We start from the raw sequence: 18,387 nt of genomic DNA on the forward strand, positions 1-18,387 counted from the left end.
TTCTAAATTCCTCAAACATCCAATCTGTTATCTACTGGCTACTCTTTTACAAGTCCATACTCCATATAAGTGCCTATAATTTGTATAAAACCGCTTATCCATACAGTAAATCAAGCTATAATGACAGTAATTTTACTTATTCGTATTTCAGAAAAAGATTAGCATTAAAAATATTTCAAATTACCCTTACTTATTAATATTATATCATTTTCAACCATCTTACAACAGCTAACTTGCTTGAAATATCATACATTTGTAAAAACACTTTTTCAAACAAAATTACCATTGAATTCCAGTCAAATGAGAGCTTACCAATCCATTTTATTCCTTATCATCCTACATCTATTCACCTTAGGAAAAAGCCAGAAAATATCCGAAGAACAATTAAAGAACGAATTACACGACATACAACACAAGATCGGCAGTACAAGTATCGTAAGCAATACCATAAAACAACTGGAAAAAAGCTACAGAACTGCAAAGGAAAATAAATACAATGTTGCATTCTCCATTGGTACTGAACTGATACGAACATATTCAACATTGGATAATTCGGAGAAAGTTATTGAGGTTGCAACAGACCTGGAAAACCACATCAATGAAGATTCACCGCCACAGGAAGTATCCAATATGTATAAGATGAAAGCAGGTTCATTGGGGGATTTGGGGTTTCTGGAAGATTCCCACAAAGCTTATCAGCTTTCAAAAAGATATTTGGCAAAAATCAAGGACAATGATGTGCGTCATTATTACAGCAGCTTATTTTATTCTAACTATTCCGGTTATTTTGATCAAAGCAAAAAACAACCTGATTCCGTACGCCTATATCTCATAAAAGGGTTAAGCGAAGCAGAAAAAATATCTGAAAAAAAATCAAGTATATCACTAAAAAAGAAATATGATTTGATTCTTTCCATACAGGCAAACCTGACATTGTATTATTTATGGATCATTCAGCCCACCGAACCAAGGACAGCAGAGACATATCTTTTAAAATCATTGAAGATTGCAGAAAATAGGGAAATAAGTTCACTCAATAAAATGAACCTATACAGAACGGCTGGTGATTTTTACTTTGACCAAAAAGATAACGACAAGGCCATACACTATGCTCAGAAAGGCTTAGAACTTGAGCAAAAAATTTCATCCCCTTCCAGTCGGGAAATTTTCTACGAAATCATGACGGAGGCCTATTTGGCTAAAAATAATACTCTTGAGGGAAAAAAATACAATCAACTTCTTACAAAGCTCAGGGACAGTATTAAAATTGCAGAAAAACATTCGGTGAATAAAGTTACCACAGCAATAAAAAAAGAAAAGGAAAAGGAAAAAAGCAGCAGCCTTAGAAACTACTTATATGTGTTCTTCATTATAACAATGCTGGGATGTGGTGGTGTTTGGTACTATTGGAAAAGCAGGAATAAAGTCTTACAACAGAGATTTCAGGAACTCATTACCAAAATAAAGCATGAGTCAGAAAACCAAAAGAATGAAATGGAGAAGGATGGAGAAAAAGCAGTAAAAGCTCCGAAAACAATTGCTGAGGAAACGGTCAATCAACTATTGACTAAGATATCCAAATTTGAAAAAACAGAGAAATACCTGAAAAGTGATATTACAATAGCCAGTATGGCAAGTAATTTTGGCACCAATACAAAATATCTTTCAGAAGTCATAAAATCCTATAAGGACAAGAACTTCAATCATTACATCAACAGCCTTAGAATTGAATATATTACCAGGAAACTGTATGAGGATGCTGTATACAGAAAATATAAGATTACTTCTTTGGCAGAGTTATGTGGCTATGCCAATCATAGGGTCTTTCAGACAGCATTTAAAAAAGAAACAGGTCTAACTCCCTCAGATTTTATTAACAATCTGAAAAAGAAGACTGAACTGGAAATACTGTAATACAAAATAATTTTAAAAAGGAATAGCATCAATATACCTTTGCAAAAAAAGTCTATTCAATCCATGAGCACAATACAACCGTACCTATAGCGGCAAATATTACTTTAGCTGGATACCATTCCAAGCTCTTGAAGGATGTTACATTCTGTAAAAGAAAAGTCATTGTACTATAGCTCCTTAAAAATTTATACTATCATCTGGTTGAACTGAAATGTACAAATTATTGGTCTGGAAGTATTTTACCCCTTCAGTTGGATATCCATTTCTAAAGCCTCTTCCTGATTATCTCAATCTAAGCTAAAATTCAAATCAGAGTTCATTTGCTTTGGAAATCTTCCGTAAACTTCAGTACTAATATTTAACATATATCCCAAAAATCAAATACCTATTTGGGATTTCTAAAATTTTAAACAAATACCTTGATATTTTTCAACAAACTGATTTTCAGTACATGAAAATTGTAAAATCAATCAAACAACACATGAAACTTTCCGAATTATTCATGCATCAGCCTTGTACAGGCATTGTGGCATTCATAATATTGCATCAAAATGACAACCGATTCTGAAAATAACATGATGAACCAAATCTTCTCTCTGCATTCACTTGGAGGGAGGAGGTTTTTCTTATTCATCTTGTTGTTAATCAACTTTCAGATCATACAGGCTGTTTGTATACGTAACGAAGCTCCTTCATCAGATACTCTTCATGCATCAACTGCTATAGTTGTATCAGAGGGTACTATCGTTTCAGGTATGAAACGAATATATGTTTCCCATCCGAAAAAGGATAAAATAAAGAAAATTCTCAAAGGAAAAAATACACTTGTATCCAATAAAAGGAAATACAAAAAAAGACAGGCTATTTCTCAAATCGTTAAAAACAGCAATAGATCCACATTAATTTTCAGTGGAAATACACAATCAGAGAAATCTTTACTGGCTGTTTCCGACAATGATAAGCAAATCATAAGACCCAATCAACGAACGATGAAATTCCTTTTTTTTGGGTCCGAAAACAGGATGCCTATTCTAATCCATTTACCAGATACTTTCCTGAAAAAAAACTATAAAAACCGTGGGGTTTCAAATTTAGAGTTCTTTAGAAATTTCAACCGACCTCCCCCATTTCTATGTATGGCTATCGCTTAACAAATCATCGGATAGCTCTTTATTAAACGAAAATTTCAACATATGTATCCATATTCGCCGGTTTGTCCGATGTGAACAGGTAACGTCGTTTTTTTGACTCAAACAAAAAAGGAGAAGAAACCATCATTGGCAACAACCAAAGGCTACTGATAATCCTGGGCTGAATACACTCAACGACTATTTTCTTTTCAGGCGTCTTTTTTGGAAATAAAACATTCAATTCAAATAAAACCTAATTAAAAATCATGAAAAAACAACTTCTACCCATAGCAATTTTACTTGCTGTAACGGGTACTGTAAAATCTCAGATTGCCATAGGAAAACCGACAGTAACCAATGCTTCGGTATCTTTGGAATTTGCAGATACAGAAAATCGGGGATTCGTAGTTCCCTATGTAGAAACAAAAACAGGAATTACAGACAACGGTACCATCATTTATGATACGACCGACCACAAAGTAAAATACCTGAAGGACTCCGGAACATGGACTGATTTAAGTGTTGACAACTCCGGAACAGCAGATATTTTGATCCAGACCAATAAAACGGAATCTACGACCGCAAAATCAGTCATCGGATCAGCAGCTGCCACAGACAGTACACCTGGTATGTTGGTTTTATCCGACACCAACAAGGCAATGATATTACCCAAAGTAGCCAGTCCACACCTTAACATCATCGACCCCGCTCCTGGAATGATGGCTTATGACACTGTTAAACGACAACTTGCCATATACAACGGCAAAGTCTGGACTTTCTGGAAACCTTAAATGAATGAAATATGGAAGAAATACACTTTTATTAGCGCATTTTTTATAAACATGACTGTCTCTACTCAAGTAGGTATTAATATCAAGTGTTCAAAGATCATATTGGATATCTCTATAAAGTTCAATTCATAAAACACATCGTCATATTTATAAAAAATCACAGTATAAAAACGCACATACCGAAAATCCGGCTAAAAACTAATATATTATGAAAAAACAAATCGTCTTTTTCTTCATATTCCTCATTATGGGTAATATGATGATTTTGGCACAAAGCTGCAACATCAATGCAGGAGCCAATGCCGTCATTTGTGGCACGTCTGCCAATTTATCGGGAAGCTCCGGGGGAAGCTCAGCTGGAAATCCAGTGTGGACACTGATATCCAAACCTTCCGGTGCCCCCAACCCAATTATTGTAACCCCTTCAGGTTATAATACCAATGTCACAGGAATGACCTCTCCTGGAAATTATGTGTTTCAGATTGCCCAGAACTGTACTACAGGCACGGCAACCTCACAAATAACCATTACTGCCCCGGGAGAGGTTTCATCTTTTACCGCAGGACCTGACATCACCAATGTTTCTGCCATTACCGGTACTGCAACCTTAAATGCAATAATTCCTGCAGGGTATACCGCATCGTGGACCTATTATAACATTTATAATAAAGAATATTATAATCAGACCACCACCACGAATGCAACGATGTCTAATACGACAACCGCCACCCCTACCCTAACCCTTACAAAGAAAGCTAATCATGACATTGACCCAGCTTATCGTGCAGTATTAAGGATAACATCTATCAACAATCCAAACTGTTGGTACGAAGATGATGCAATCATAAGGTTCATCCCTAATCCACAAATAAGTCTTCCCGCAACCCATAACAGATGCTATCCATCGACAGACACCAACCGGTATATCAGTTTGAGCGGAACCTCTCCTATGTTGGCAACCAATACGCCAAACTCATCTGGAAACCAGGCATTTGGAACAACAGTTACCATAAATGCCATCAGCCAACCAGCAGGTGGAAATATTTCATTTTATCAAATAAGAAATAGTTCTATCTACTTCAATGGTGTAAATGTTACAGGAGCCTATGTGTTCACCATCACCGTTACCAATGCCAATGGAACATACACAACTCCTCAGATAACCTATAACTATAATGGAACAGATCCCAAACTAGTAAGTTTTATCGATTCCTCTTATCCTGAACAAATGCAGTACTATGGTGCAACCGGTAGCGGGGGTGCCGTGTATTGTAATAAGGCAGGTACAACGGCACCTATTACCATCTATTTCAAAATTGATCCCTCAGACCCAGCAACACTTACCACGACAGTTGGTAATTCGGGTATTGTTCCTTCCGGAGGAAATCCCACTTTAGTTTTGAACGGAGCCGGGACGATGAACAGGAACGTAGTGGTAACACCACCTGCCGGAGGTTGGCGAGTGGGAACTTACATTGTTAATTTAGCAGTTAAAAATGGCACCTGCGGTAATAGTCAGGATTATTATATTCATATTTCAGACGGTAGCCGCCCGAATGTGGCTGTCCCAAATACTACAATATGTTATACAGGATCAGGTATTGTAACGGCAACGATTCCTTTACCTGCTGTATATCAAGGAGTAGTCAACGCTAGCTACCTTCAGGAATTTTCTGGTGTATATAACTTTACTCTGGTTTCCAAGCCAGCCGGAGCTGCCAATCCTGCTTACGAATCCAGTAATCTCAGGACATTGACAAATACTTCTACCACGATAAGTAATTTAGATAAGCAGGGAGAGTATGTATTCAAGATAAGGGCTGTTCCTAATGCAGGTGGAGTGGATTCCAGATTTCTGGATAAAGAATATGCATGCTCGGGAACTTCTCCGGAGGGTACATTTTCAATATTCGTATCCCCACAGGTAAATGCCAATGCAGGATCCAATCAAATCTTGGGAATAGGAGCTTCACAAACCTCTCTCAATGGGAATAATCCAGGAGCATCATCTACAGGTTTATGGACCGTGATTTCAAAACCAGCCGGAGCTCCAAATCCTATAATCACCAATCCATCCCTATATAATACCAATGTTACAGGACTTACCAGTTCAGGGACATATACTTTCAGATGGACTGTTACCACCGGTACCTGTACAAGTACCAGCGATCTTACCGTTACCATTACAGCTCCTGGCCCCGGTGGAGTGCAGGGAACCGAATTTTGGGTAAAATCGGATGATGCCGGAAGTATTGCTACGGCATGGAAGGATCATTCCTTAAATGCAGATAATATACCGAATGTGGGAGGGGTAACATTATCTCCTGCAGACAGAAGCCATAATTTCAATCCTTATACTACCGGTTATACCACTTCTAAATTCTTTTATAATACGGCTTCTGTAATGAACCCTACCAATGGTGAACTGCCTAATATATCCCATTCCATTTTCTCTGCAGTAAGACCCAGCACTTCGGGAACCGGACGCATTACAGGGATTGATGATGATGCAACCTATGCTTCTGAACCTGCAGCATCAATTGCCAATGGGAAGCCAAGACATTATGAATATTATAATGTTACTACCTCAACAGATTTCTCTACAAATTTCAATATCGGTTCATCCAACGTGTTCTCGGTAATAGCTAATAATTCTGTTGCCAACGGAGGATCTTCGGCTTCATCCGGAGGAGAAAAAAGATTGGGTCTGAATGGTACTTATGAAACAACTTCATTTACCGGATCTAATAAATTTCAGTTATATGGTCGTAATCTAAGAGTAGGCCAGGCCGGCTGGGATGCACCAGGTGCTTTCCCTGGAGATATTATGGAAATTTTATGGTTCAAACGTGCCTTAACAGCGAATGAACAGTCGAGGATAAATTCCTATCTGGCTGTCAAGAATGGGGCTACATTGAGCGAGAATTATCTTTCAACAACCAGCAATGTGATATGGGACAGAACCATTAATACGGGCTACAACAATAATATTTTCGGTATTGCCAAAGATGATCTCACCTTATTACATCAAAAGCAATCGGGAAGTACAAATAGCGGACAGAAGCTTGTCATTTCTACAACAGGATTTGCAGATAGTAATGCAGCCAACAGTACAGGCTTAGCTAATGACATGCAATTCCTGATGACAGGAGATAATGGTTTGGAGCAAAGCCTTAAAACACCATTTTCTTACACTACAGGCTCTAATGGTGTGGTTAACTACCGTTTTGAATCTATCTGGAAAGTACAAAACTCAGGAAATGTGGGTACCATAACGGTTGCTTGGCCTAAAGGAGTGAACAATATGTACTTAGTTCAGTCTTCAGATGCTGCAATTGATGGCAATGACAACTTTACCCCAATGGTTACTGAGGTTACTGTAAACGGAATTGTATATAACACAGCTACCGCAACATTAACGAACGGTCAATATTTTACCTTTGCCGGTTTTGCATATGCACCGGGTGGAGTATTTTCCGCTGCGTGGTATCGTGCTGATGCTGCTTCAAACCTATTCTCAGACGCCGGAACTACGATCGCTGTAGATAATGCTAATGTTCAGCAATGGAACGAATTTAATAACAAACCTTTCCCTCTTTTACAGTCAACAACAGGCTATCGTCCGAAGTTTTCTAATACTACTTTAGCAAATTTCAACCCAACGGTAATTTACGATGGAACTCAAAAATGGATGCAATATGCTCCGGTAGATGCTCAAGGGTACCTGTTGAATAGAAGCAAAGGAGCATTGTTCTCAGCTGGAAACACAACAAGTGCAACCTCTTCATTACTGGGATTTGGAACAGCCGGTTCCGGAAATGCAATGGATGACCCTGGTCTGTATAGCTTTACAGGAAATAAATTTTTGTTCTATCCTGTAATAGGTGAATATGCCCCTCAAAGTACCTACACGATCAATGGATCTTATATTGGTGGCGGTACCTGGGAGAATGGCGCAGGAACGGGAGGAAACAATGCAGTAAGCATCACATTAAACGGATTCCATCAGACCTTCGACATCAATATTTCAAATGTAAATACCGATGTAAGCCGTAGTGCCTTAATGGTAGGAAAAGCAGATGCCGGGGCACAATTGATTGGGCAAGAAAATGAAATGATTGTTTTCGCTGATAAGCTAACTGATCTGGAGGTAAATAAGGTAGAATCTTATCTTGCTATTAAATATGGACAAACGCTGAGCAAAGAACAAAGCAGAAATTATTTAAGCTCTGCAGGCAATGTGGTTTGGAATGGATCATCCAATAACTATTACAATAATATTTTGGGTATAGCAAGAGATAATACATCAGCTTTACATCAAAAACAATCACGAAGTGTAAATGATGGTCAAAAACTAATAATTGGAGTAGGAAATTCATTGGCCAATACCAATATTGGCAATACCAATTCTTTGACGGAAGGACAATTCCTGATCATAGGAGACAATGGGCTTAAACAATCAATGACTACTCCACTAGTTTACACTGCAGGAGCGAATGGGGAAACGAACTATCGTTTTGAAGCCATCTGGAAGGTACAGAATACCAATAGTGTAGGAACTGTAACAGTTGCCTGGCCTAAAGGAATAAAAAATCTATACCTGGTGCAGTCTGCAGGTCCTGTATTTGACCTAACTTCTACCTTCACTCCAATGGTGACCGAAGTAACTATAAACGGTGAGATCTACAAAACAGCTAATGTAACATTAACCGATGGGCAGTTCTTCACTTTTGCAGGTTTTGGACTTGCTCCGGGTGGAGTTGTGAATAATCTTTCCTATTGGTACCGGGCTGATAAAGATGCTGCAAATACAGGAGATGGGACAGATATTACAGCATGGACTGATCAGTTCTCAGGAACTACATCAGCACAATTGGGAACCAATGCCCTGCCAAAATTCAAGATGGGTGCGGCCAATTACTTTAACTTCAATCCAGGTGTCAATTTTACTGCAAATACTCAAACGATTGGAAATACATCAGTAAGAACCTTTGGCAACAATACCTATGATATCTTTATCTTGACAAAAGATGGGTTATCAAACCCTGGCGGAAATGGAAGGATATTTAGCTCTTTATTGGATCATTCTAAATTAAGTGGTAGCATCAACTATTGGGATGGTTTTGGCGATATGTATGACAATAGAACAGAAAGAGTAAGAGCTGATGAAGGGTATAGATTTCTTGCTAATCCTGGAGGAATAAGGTCAACGACGATTCCAAGCATTGTATATCACAATCTATTAAATACCACTACTGGTAAAGGAATCAACGGAGGTGTCGTTTCGATGACTGGAGCACATACTTCCATAGGCTTTCTAAACGGAGGGCATACCTTCGGTTCTACACAAATAGGCTCCAATGGAAGTGATAATGGAGGTTTTGTTGGAAATCTGGGAGAAACAATTGTTTATGGAGAAGGTAACCTTACCACCGCTGAACGTAGAAGAGTGGATTCCTATCTTGCTATTAAATATGGTATTACGCTGGGACAAGTAAATACTGACCATTATCTGAATACAGATGGAAACACAGTATGGAACGGAGCAGCCAATACTACGTTCAACAATAACATTTTTGGAATATCTCGTGACGATATTGAAATGTTAGAACAAAAGGTATCGAAAAGTGTCAATGCAGGAACAATTCTCACTGTTGCCACGATCAATGATTTTGCTTCTCCGAACCAACTTGCAACGCGAACAGGATTTACGAATGATAAAACATACTTCCTGCTTGGAGATAACAATGTTACGGCAACACCGCTTGTTAACATCACAATTGCCGGAACTACACTGCAGAGAATCCAGAGAACATGGCTATCTCAACGTTCAAATACTTCTGGAAGCCTATACTTTGAGGCAGACCTCTCAGCTTATGGAGCTATTTTCTCAGCTGGAAACAACATTCAGATGATTGTAGCAGATGATGCAACTTTCACAACAAATGTAAAAACAATCACTGGAATATTCGCAGGCGGTAAATGGGTATTCATGAATGACTTCAATGCAGATAATACCATAAGGTACATCACGTTTGCTGAAGGAAAGGCTTACTGCTATAAGCCAGGTGCTATTGCTACAACTGGCAATCCAGCATTACCTACAAAAGTAGGAGTTACCTCTCTTGGAAGAGCTGGAGCAGGAAGTACAGACAACTGGCCAATGGTAAGAAAAGGTGGCTGGCTGGTGTTGGAAGCAAAAACCAAAGGTTTTGTTCCAAACAGAGTCAAGTTTAATACATCAAACCAACCTGTTGCCGCTGATGGGATAACTCCTGTTATTACAACACCTGTAGAGGGTATGATGGTGTATGATATTACCAACAAATGTATGAAGATGTACACCCTTAAGGAAGGTGATGCAACCATGAATTGGCACTGTATCTCCACACAAACTTGTCCTGATTAGAAAAGTACAGGTTTGATAATTGATAGAAACTTAGCTCCGGAAAGTATTGTACGGAACGGGGCTAAGACTATCAATTAAAAAATAAACCAACATTTAAAATAAAGAAAAACAATACGATGATAAAAAACGTTTCAACATCGTCCAACAAAGCCTCAATGTATTTACCATATTATTGGGTATTTGTCAACTGCGATCAAAATATTAATACCATAATATCGTCTCTTTTAAAAGAAATATAAGTTATGAATTCAAATTTCAGGAATATTCATATTGGGAAATTCATCCACCTTCGGGTTAAAGAAAGCAATATTGACTTATTACGTATCTGCAACTTCATGAAATGTACAGATGAAGAAATCAATGAAATGTACATACAGGAAAACCTACCCACCAATATTTTATTGAGATGGAGTAAATTGCTTGAATATGATTTCTTCAGACTATATTCTCAGCATTTGATACTCTACGCCCCTCCTTCAGCCCCAATAAAAGAGCAGGATTCTTCAAAGCTGCCTCGTTTCAGGAAGAGTATCTATACTCAGGAGATAATAGATTTCATTTTGGAGCTGATACAGAAACAAGAAAAAACCAAACGTCAAATTACGAATGAGTATGGGATACCTTATACCACTCTATGTAAATGGATAGCAAAACATAATAAATGATCAAAAGACATCTAGCAATGAAAAGTTAGAAACATCCATAATTGGATCACTTTATCTGGATCTTTAAAATAATATAATGAAAAAACAAAATCAACCTAATTATAAACGAATATATTCAGACATCATTGACCAACGATTTCCTCATAAGAAAGCCGAGTGCGAAAAGATATTGGGCAAAAAAATACTTTCTGCCATGGACATTACGGACCTGAATAACAGAATTTTTGGCACCAAAAATAAAGATGCAAAAAAGATAAATCAAAAACTTCGCTCCTACAATGAAACAGATATAATGCGTATCCTTGATTACCAGAAGAATCATAGAATGAACAATCTTCAGGTAGCCGAACACTTTGGATTAAGCAGAAATACAATGACCAAATGGCGAAGGATGTTTCAGTAAAGAGGTTGATATCCTTAAGTGGAAAAAAAGATTTTGATTTTTGAATAATCTAAAAAAATGTACATTGAGAGATATTTAAGTGATTTTTTTTATGAAAATAACATTCACAAACTTGCTCTCATCCAGGGTTACCTTAGACTTTGCCGGATTTTAAATATGTTCTTCTGAGTACTCATGATTTTTATAAAATAATGTTGTTTTGAGGCATGCTAAAGTCTGGTAAATTAATTTCTCCGATCATTTGCCTTAATTCGATTTCTAATTGGAAACTAATTTGAGATATTGGAACATCATTCGCACCTCCTTCAAATGGATTTTCAGTATTTTCCCCCACTTGAACTATAGAAAAGTATAGCCATGAAATTAAAAAGCTGAAAGGAATAATTAGCCAAATCATATTTCCCTTCATAAATCCAGCCATACCTTCATTGAGCTTATCAAAGTCATTCAACATTCCATAAGGCAACAAAAATGTAAAAGACCGGACTAACAAATTATTAATAGTATTATACTGGCCTGGAAATGGTGAATTCTTTATCTGTTCACTTTTTCCTTGTAAATTATAAAAGTCTTTTATTGATTTTTCCATATCAACAAATTGTAAAACTGTAATTTCTTGTTTGTCATAAAGAGATTTCAAAGTTTTACTTTGTAAACTTAAAATATGGGTTGAAATGTTTTTAGATTTTAAAACGGCTTGCAACTCACTGGCTATAAGATATTTTGCCAATTCCTCCTCAAGGTTTGTTTCTTGTTCAGGAATCTTAAATAATTTACGATATGCTACATTATTTGTTTCATTTGTTGACTCCCATGTTTTGAGTGTTCTCATTCCATAACGTAAAGCAGTAACCCAAGCTATATGCCTATAAATAAGGTCTTTTGAAATCTCACTATTTAAATAATCTCTGCTTACTAACCCCCAAGCCCTACTATTTGATAAAATTGATGTCCAAACATCTTGAGCATCTAGAGAACGTTTATAGCTTAAGTTATTTTTAAACCCTAAAATAAACGCTGTAGCTGTCCCTAACATTGCGATAACTGACCAGGGAATTGCTATCCATTTTATTTCGAGTACATCATATAAGATGACAGGGATAGCACTTAAGAGGAGCAACATATATATTTTCCCTTTAGTCCATATCACAAATTCAAAAAGGTTGTATGATTTGCCAATATACATATTCCAATTATTTATCTATTTTAATTATCAAGTTCTCCACTGATACAAAGACGTCTTTAACCAGTCGCAAATATCAACGTTTGTTTTCGGGCTTAGCTATCCAATTTTTGTATTCATTAGTTCCTATATACACAGGATTCTGAGGAATAAGTGTTTTCCTTTCGAGTACAACACCTGAATATGGCGCATTACTATTAGTTTCAATCTCCAAAGTCTTTTCTGTTGATGAGAGATACTGCTTTATCCACTTATCAATTCTGAACTGTTCGGGGCCGCCAATTTCCAGAATCTTATTTGCTGGGGTTTCTATTGCTACTTTTACAAGAAATGTTGCAACATCAGCACTTGCAATGGGTTGAATAAATGCATCCGAAAGTTTAACTTTTCCTTCGGATGTGCTCATTGCAACAATACCGCCTGCAAACTCAAAAAATTGTGTGGCATGTACAATAGTAAAGGGTATACCAGATTCTTTGATTAAATTTTCCTGGATCTGCTTGGCACGAAAATATCCGCTATCCTGTAATTTATCCGTTCCGACAACTGACAAGGCAATGTGATGTTGTACCCCTGCCCTCTTTTCCACAGGCAGTAGATTTTGATTTGATGTTTTAAAGAAATCCATTACAGGACCATCATCGAATGATGGTGAGTTAGAAACATCAATGACAACATTCGCGTTTTTAATGGCTTCTTCAAGACCTTCTCCCGTGATCGTGTTTACTCCTGTATTAGGTGAGGCAGCAATTACTTCGTGTTCATTTTTCAACATGTTTGCCACTTGGCTACCGATAAGTCCGGTACCTCCAATAATTACAATTTTCATTTGATTTTTGTTTTAGCTATTAATAAAAACAAAATTGAGGATAAAAAAAAAGTATAATCTTAAACCAGTTTAAGATTTTACAATGGAACTATTTTCACTTTTGTATCCAAGTATATCATAACATTTGTATCAATTAAAAAAATTTAAAAAAATGAACAGCGAAAATTTAATTAAACTAACAAGAGAACTAATTTATGAAGCAACACATTTCAATGTATCTTATGTAAAGCAAATCTATGCGGAGAATTTACTGATTGTAAAGGTTGAAAAGAATGGAACGGTAGATACTATGAACAAAGAACAGCTTGTTGGTTTTGTTCAAAGCAACAGCGATGCAAAAGTTACCCCCTTCTCAACCAAGGCAGAAATTCACTATGCTGTTTGTGATGGTAATATGGGTATGGTAGTGATGACCCGCGATTTGGAATTGAATGGAAAATTTGACCCTAAATTCTTTACATTGATTTGGGAATATTCATCAGAAAGATGGCAGGTGGTCAAAGAATCCTATCTTGTAATTAATTAAATATGTCTTACCAAAATTTGAGTTTAAGAGGTAGAACGCTTCTTCGCTTTTATCTCGCTTAGGTACTCAGGGGTCATATTAAGGTAGGATGCAAGGATATGTTGAGGAACTCTCCTGGTAAATTCTGGGAATTTATTATTAAAAAGATGATAAAGTTGTTCACTGGAAAGAGTATGCAAATATTTAGAGCGATGTTGGGTTGCAGCATAAGCTCTCTGGTAAATCAGTCTGAAATAGTGTTCAAGCTGAGGGTACTTCTTGAGAAGTTTTTCCTGATTTTTATAACTAATTGCTAAAACCTCTGTTTTTTCAACCGCTTGTATAATAAATTCTGTTTGAGCTTGTTTTTCAAACGCGAGATAATCAGTAATCCACCAGTTCTCGATCGCAAATTGAATAGTTTGTTCAATACCTTTATCGCAAATAAAAAACATACGCAGACACCCATTTTCTACAAAATAATGAAACTTGCATTGAGAATTGTCAGGTGTTAAATTTTCCTTTTTTGCAAAAACTAAAGGTTCGAAATATGATAAAATTAAAGGCTCATCGTTAGGGTCTATTTCAACATACTTTCTAAAATGGCTTATTAATTTTTTGGTCATAATCTTGTTGAAGTTTGAAGTTATAATCACTGTTAGCTTTTGGGATATTTTAGACTTTATAAATAGTACTAACAAAATTAATTTTTAAAAAACATATTCTTTGAATTTAAATTAAATTATTCACATTAGATGCAGAAAATGGTGATAATAAGCCACTAATACTGAGTTATAGTTATCATGTTTTCTATTGAAAGCCTAGCAATATACAAAATAAGAGAGCCTATGTTGGTAGGCTCTCTTGTCTATTAATGGTGTATTACTTCTTTTGCTTAGAGTGATAATAAATCGTGACATTCACAGTCAATGAAATCACAAGACCTCGTATAATTGACCATAAAATTATTTAATTTAATTCATTCCTAATGAATTAGTCTGGTTTATAATTATTCAGCCAGAATAGGTTAATCCAATTTGTGATCCTCTTCAAGTATACTCAAAAGTAATTTGTTTTTACCTTATAAAAGGTAGAATTTCATTATATGGCTTTCCAAAAATAATTCCATACAAGGAAACCAAAAATAAAATAACTACAATAATTAAAAAAACAGGTTTGTACCTGAATACCATCCCTTTCTTTTGAGTATACCTGTAATTAATGTATGTGCCCATTAAAAAAAGACCTGTAAATATGAGTATAAAATAATTTACCTGCATAATAATTTTAAATTTAGTGATGTGTTATCAGGTTCTTCAGCTACAATTGCTCTACTTTTTTCACTTATTTCAGTTTATTTATTATAAAAAATTCATTAAACGCTGCAGCTCGCTCTCTGTATTATTTTACTTTATCTACTCTTATTTTAACTGGATAAATTGATGCTTTATCAACCTCAAATGATACTTCTACCTTATCATTCGTTGTTAGTGGTTTTCCTTCATTATCATAAAATATTGTTTTATCCGATCCCCGTCCCGCATCTTCAGGGACAAAAACGCTGTTATTTCCATTTTCTGCCCACTTCAGCTCTATTGGAGTAATAGTTTCTCCGTCATCACCCGGTGCTGTATTTACATATACTGATTGGGGTCTGTCAACATAAACAGTCATTCCTGCAGAATAATTCAAATAGCCCGTGATAGAAAAACGTTTCCCTTCATTCGTCTCTTTATCAGCTAAAATTTTTTGTACTGCCGTCTTCGACGATTCCATTGGTGTTCCTTTTTCAAGGTTTTTACCACTTTCAAAATATGAGCATGAGGTGGCTGTTGATAATGTTCCTGCAATTACTGCTGTTATAAATAATGTTTTAGATGTCATATTAATTTGGTTTTTGGTATTGATGTTTTTGGGTATCTTATAATACTTATAGTCTGCTTTATTTTCTTCATAGCCAGCGCTAATTCCCTGATTAATATTATGGAATTTTCTCTTTAGCAACGTTCGCTTATTAAGAAAAATCATAATTTATTTTGATAGATCTGATTCTAAATAATGATCATGTTTTATTTTAAGAAAGATAATGGATATTTCAAAAATAATTTAAAATAAACATAGGGTGGCACCTCATCTAATTTTAATATTGGTACTCTTTCACAAGAATCGTAATCTTTGATACAATATCAAAATTTTAAACAAAAAAATCCCGGATTAACGGGATTTTAATTTGTCATATTTAGATTTATTTGATCTCTACAGGAACTGAGATTTTATCCCAATCCATTGTGAATCCATTACTATTTATTTTATAAACTAAAGTTTCCTGTGTTGCTGGTAAAGCTTTTGTTTTTACATCAACACGTAGAGCATCTTTTGCTTCTTCGTACTTATAAGCTCCCCATTGTTTTGGCTCTTTATTAAAAATCGCAGTCCAGGTTCCGCCTTCTTTAGGGATCAGGAAAAAGCTATACTTACCTGCAGGCAGCGGTTTACCCTGAACGGTAATATTTTTATCTGTTTCGAAAGTTGTTGCTTCATTGGCACCAGCACGCCAAACTTTATTATAAGCTTCTAAACCACCCCAAATTGTACGTCCTTTAACAGAAGGACTGCTATAGGCTATGGTAATGGTTGCATCTTTAATTTTTCCCGTAGCAGTAGCCGGAGGGCTGGCAGGTTTTTTAGTATCCTGTGCAAAGGCATTCACTGAAAGCGTCATTGCAGCAAAAAGTACGGTGACAGATTTAATCATTGTTTTCATAATATTTTTGTTTGTTTGTGCTTACGAATTTACTGCTTTCGGCTTATAAAACAATAACCCGATTGCAGAAAATATAATTACTGCCGCTGCCCCAATTACATTAAGCCAAAGGAAAGAAACGATATCGAGCTGATAAACGGCAATAACCGCGATTTCTGATAAAATTGCAGAAATAAATACATTTGAACCGGTAATTTTTTTATAGTAAAAAGCGACAAGAAAAATCCCCAATATCGGGCCGTAGAAAAGAGAACCTAATACATTAACCGCTTCAATAAGGGAACCCATTTGAGTTGCAAACATGGCTACGCCGATTGAGAAAATACCCCAAGCTAAAGTGTGCAGGCGACTGTACTTCAATTCGGTTTTCTCATCAGGAATTTCTTTACTAAATATTAAATGAACATCTTTTAATGAGCAAGCGGCAAGAGAATTCAGCGCTGCCGAAATTGAACCCCAACTGGCCAGAAAAATAACGGCAAATAATAAACCAATCATCCCTACAGGCAAGGTATTTTTTACGAAATACAGGAAAATGTAATTTGTATCCGTTTTCTCCGCATTATAGTTTGAATTATTGATCGCTTCTTCTACTCTGCCGTGAAGTGCTTTTACCTGGGTTTGTGTATTTTTAAAATCCTGAATTGTTTTTGTGAGTTGGGGAGAATGAGTTTCTTTCAACCTTAGAATTTCTTTCGATTCTGCATTAAATTTTATTTGCAAATTCTGATGCTCTTTTTCAAAGACATGTGCCTGTTCAGGTTTTGTTTCCTTTAAATATTGGTAAGAACGTTCGTTAAAATAAATCGGAGCCGGTTTTAGAGAAAAGAAAGCGAAAAGCAAAGCTCCGATCAGGAGAATAGCAAATTGCATCGGAATTTTAACCAATCCATTCAACAGCAAGCCCATTTTTGCATTGGTATTGTCTTTCGCTGTAATATACCTCCCGACCTGACTCTGGTCAGTACCGAAGTAAGAAAGTGCCAGGAAAAAACCGCCAATTAACCCGCTCCAAATATTGTATTTATCTTTCCAATCAAATTCTGTGGTGATTACATTCAGCTTTCCTGATTTCCCAGCCAGATAAAGTGCATCCTTAAAACCAACTCCATTCGGCATATTTTGGATAAGCAAATAACCTGCAAAAGCCATTGTTCCCAGAATAATAAGAAACTGTAATTTTTGGGTGTGAGCGATAGCTTTTGCACCACCAACATAGGTGTAAATCATCAGAATACCACCTGTTAAAACATTGGTTAAATAAATATTCCAGTTTAAAACGCTTGATAAGATGATACTCGGAGCGTAAATGCTGATTCCTGTTGATAAACCTCTGGAAAAAAGAAAAAGTAGTGAAGTAAGTACCCTTGTTTTTTTGTCAAAACGGTTTTCTAAATATTCATAGGCCGTGTAAACATTTAAACGCTGAAAAATCGGGATGAAAGTGATACAGATAACAATCATCGCCAAAGGCAAACCAAAGTAATACTGAACGAAACGCATTCCGTCTGTATAAGCCTGACCCGGTGCTGAAAGAAAAGTAATTGCACTTGCCTGCGTGGCCATAATACCTATAAGCACAATGTACCAAGGCATTTTATTATCTGCTTTCAGGTATGATTCATTGCTTTTTTGTCCACGACCGATAAATACGCCGTAAACAACCACAGCAACAAGTGTAAAAATGAGAACGGTCCAATCTATATTACTCATGCCCAGAATTTAGTAAACAAATAATAAAATGCGATCTGAAATACTAATGCAATTGCTAATAATATGTACCAGGTATTCCAA

General features: G+C 36.3%; 13 protein-coding genes. 7 read left to right on the top strand and 6 right to left on the bottom strand.

Annotation, left to right across the window (positions count from 1 at the left end):
* Nucleotides 1-300: 300 nt before the first annotated feature.
* From J7E44_RS04195 to J7E44_RS04220, 6 genes are all read left to right on the top strand, one after another.
* The gene (locus J7E44_RS04195; protein WP_214825906.1) at nt 301-1,914 is read left to right on the top strand and encodes a helix-turn-helix domain-containing protein; all 1,614 of its coding nucleotides are present in this window, start codon (nt 301-303) and stop codon (nt 1,912-1,914) included.
* A gap of 551 nt (nt 1,915-2,465) precedes the next feature.
* Nucleotides 2,466-3,065 carry a hypothetical protein gene (locus J7E44_RS04200; RefSeq protein WP_214825907.1) on the top strand — a complete coding sequence of 200 codons (600 nt, stop codon included), beginning with the start codon at nt 2,466-2,468 and terminating at the stop codon, nt 3,063-3,065.
* 245 nt (nt 3,066-3,310) lie between these two features.
* Nucleotides 3,311-3,835 carry a phage tail-like protein gene (locus tag J7E44_RS04205; protein WP_214825908.1) on the top strand — a complete coding sequence of 175 codons (525 nt, stop codon included), beginning with the start codon at nt 3,311-3,313 and terminating at the stop codon, nt 3,833-3,835.
* 208 nt (nt 3,836-4,043) lie between these two features.
* Complete coding sequence (locus J7E44_RS04210; RefSeq protein ID WP_214825909.1) at nt 4,044-10,244, top strand: DUF8202 domain-containing protein; 6,201 nt, start codon at nt 4,044-4,046, stop codon at nt 10,242-10,244.
* 242 nt (nt 10,245-10,486) lie between these two features.
* Entirely contained in the window at nt 10,487-10,909 is a 423-nt protein-coding gene (locus J7E44_RS04215; protein WP_214825910.1) for a transposase, read from the top strand.
* A 76-nt stretch (nt 10,910-10,985) separates the two neighbouring features.
* Nucleotides 10,986-11,312, top strand: a complete 327-nt coding sequence (locus J7E44_RS04220; RefSeq protein WP_214825911.1) for a helix-turn-helix domain-containing protein — start codon at nt 10,986-10,988, stop codon at nt 11,310-11,312.
* A 181-nt stretch (nt 11,313-11,493) separates the two neighbouring features.
* On the opposite strand, the gene J7E44_RS04225 is transcribed toward J7E44_RS04220, so the two are convergent.
* Complete coding sequence (locus tag J7E44_RS04225; protein ID WP_214825913.1) at nt 11,494-12,498, bottom strand: bestrophin family protein; 1,005 nt, start codon at nt 12,496-12,498, stop codon at nt 11,494-11,496.
* Between the two features lie 73 nt (nt 12,499-12,571).
* Nucleotides 12,572-13,324, bottom strand: a complete 753-nt coding sequence (locus J7E44_RS04230; protein ID WP_214825915.1) for an SDR family oxidoreductase — start codon at nt 13,322-13,324, stop codon at nt 12,572-12,574.
* Between the two features lie 151 nt (nt 13,325-13,475).
* Between J7E44_RS04230 and J7E44_RS04235 the strand changes: the two genes are divergently transcribed.
* A complete protein-coding gene (locus J7E44_RS04235; protein WP_214825917.1) occupies nt 13,476-13,850 on the top strand; it encodes a hypothetical protein in 375 nt (124 codons plus the stop codon).
* 23 nt (nt 13,851-13,873) lie between these two features.
* On the opposite strand, the gene J7E44_RS04240 is transcribed toward J7E44_RS04235, so the two are convergent.
* The 4 genes from J7E44_RS04240 to J7E44_RS04255 form a co-directional block, all read right to left on the bottom strand.
* Nucleotides 13,874-14,455, bottom strand: coding sequence for a Crp/Fnr family transcriptional regulator (locus J7E44_RS04240; RefSeq protein WP_214825918.1), 582 nt, complete (start codon nt 14,453-14,455; stop codon nt 13,874-13,876).
* A gap of 775 nt (nt 14,456-15,230) precedes the next feature.
* Nucleotides 15,231-15,833 carry a hypothetical protein gene (locus tag J7E44_RS04245; protein WP_214825919.1) on the bottom strand — a complete coding sequence of 201 codons (603 nt, stop codon included), beginning with the start codon at nt 15,831-15,833 and terminating at the stop codon, nt 15,231-15,233.
* A gap of 241 nt (nt 15,834-16,074) precedes the next feature.
* Entirely contained in the window at nt 16,075-16,593 is a 519-nt protein-coding gene (locus tag J7E44_RS04250) for a DUF2911 domain-containing protein (protein WP_214825920.1), read from the bottom strand.
* Between the two features lie 21 nt (nt 16,594-16,614).
* Nucleotides 16,615-18,306: a sodium:solute symporter family protein gene (locus J7E44_RS04255; RefSeq protein ID WP_214825921.1), complete on the bottom strand. Its 1,692-nt coding sequence runs from the start codon at nt 18,304-18,306 to the stop codon at nt 16,615-16,617.
* Nucleotides 18,307-18,387 lie beyond the last annotated feature (81 nt).

The sequence above is a fragment of the Chryseobacterium sp. ISL-6 genome, assembly GCF_018613715.1.
Lineage (GTDB): Bacteria > Bacteroidota > Bacteroidia > Flavobacteriales > Weeksellaceae > Chryseobacterium > Chryseobacterium paludis.

Excerpts from the sequence above, each read along its gene's own strand:
- J7E44_RS04215 (WP_214825910.1), top strand. The coding sequence starts at position 10,487 with ATGAATTCAAATTTCAGGAATATTCATATTGGGAAATTCATCCACCTT.
- J7E44_RS04195 (WP_214825906.1), top strand. The coding sequence starts at position 301 with ATGAGAGCTTACCAATCCATTTTATTCCTTATCATCCTACATCTATTC.
- J7E44_RS04220 (WP_214825911.1), top strand. The coding sequence starts at position 10,986 with ATGAAAAAACAAAATCAACCTAATTATAAACGAATATATTCAGACATC.
- J7E44_RS04240 (WP_214825918.1), bottom strand. The coding sequence starts at position 14,455 with ATGACCAAAAAATTAATAAGCCATTTTAGAAAGTATGTTGAAATAGAC.
- J7E44_RS04235 (WP_214825917.1), top strand. The coding sequence starts at position 13,476 with ATGAACAGCGAAAATTTAATTAAACTAACAAGAGAACTAATTTATGAA.
- J7E44_RS04225 (WP_214825913.1), bottom strand. The coding sequence starts at position 12,498 with ATGTATATTGGCAAATCATACAACCTTTTTGAATTTGTGATATGGACT.
- J7E44_RS04255 (WP_214825921.1), bottom strand. The coding sequence starts at position 18,306 with ATGAGTAATATAGATTGGACCGTTCTCATTTTTACACTTGTTGCTGTG.
- J7E44_RS04250 (WP_214825920.1), bottom strand. The coding sequence starts at position 16,593 with ATGAAAACAATGATTAAATCTGTCACCGTACTTTTTGCTGCAATGACG.
- J7E44_RS04205 (WP_214825908.1), top strand. The coding sequence starts at position 3,311 with ATGAAAAAACAACTTCTACCCATAGCAATTTTACTTGCTGTAACGGGT.
- J7E44_RS04210 (WP_214825909.1), top strand. The coding sequence starts at position 4,044 with ATGAAAAAACAAATCGTCTTTTTCTTCATATTCCTCATTATGGGTAAT.
- J7E44_RS04200 (WP_214825907.1), top strand. The coding sequence starts at position 2,466 with ATGACAACCGATTCTGAAAATAACATGATGAACCAAATCTTCTCTCTG.
- J7E44_RS04230 (WP_214825915.1), bottom strand. The coding sequence starts at position 13,324 with ATGAAAATTGTAATTATTGGAGGTACCGGACTTATCGGTAGCCAAGTG.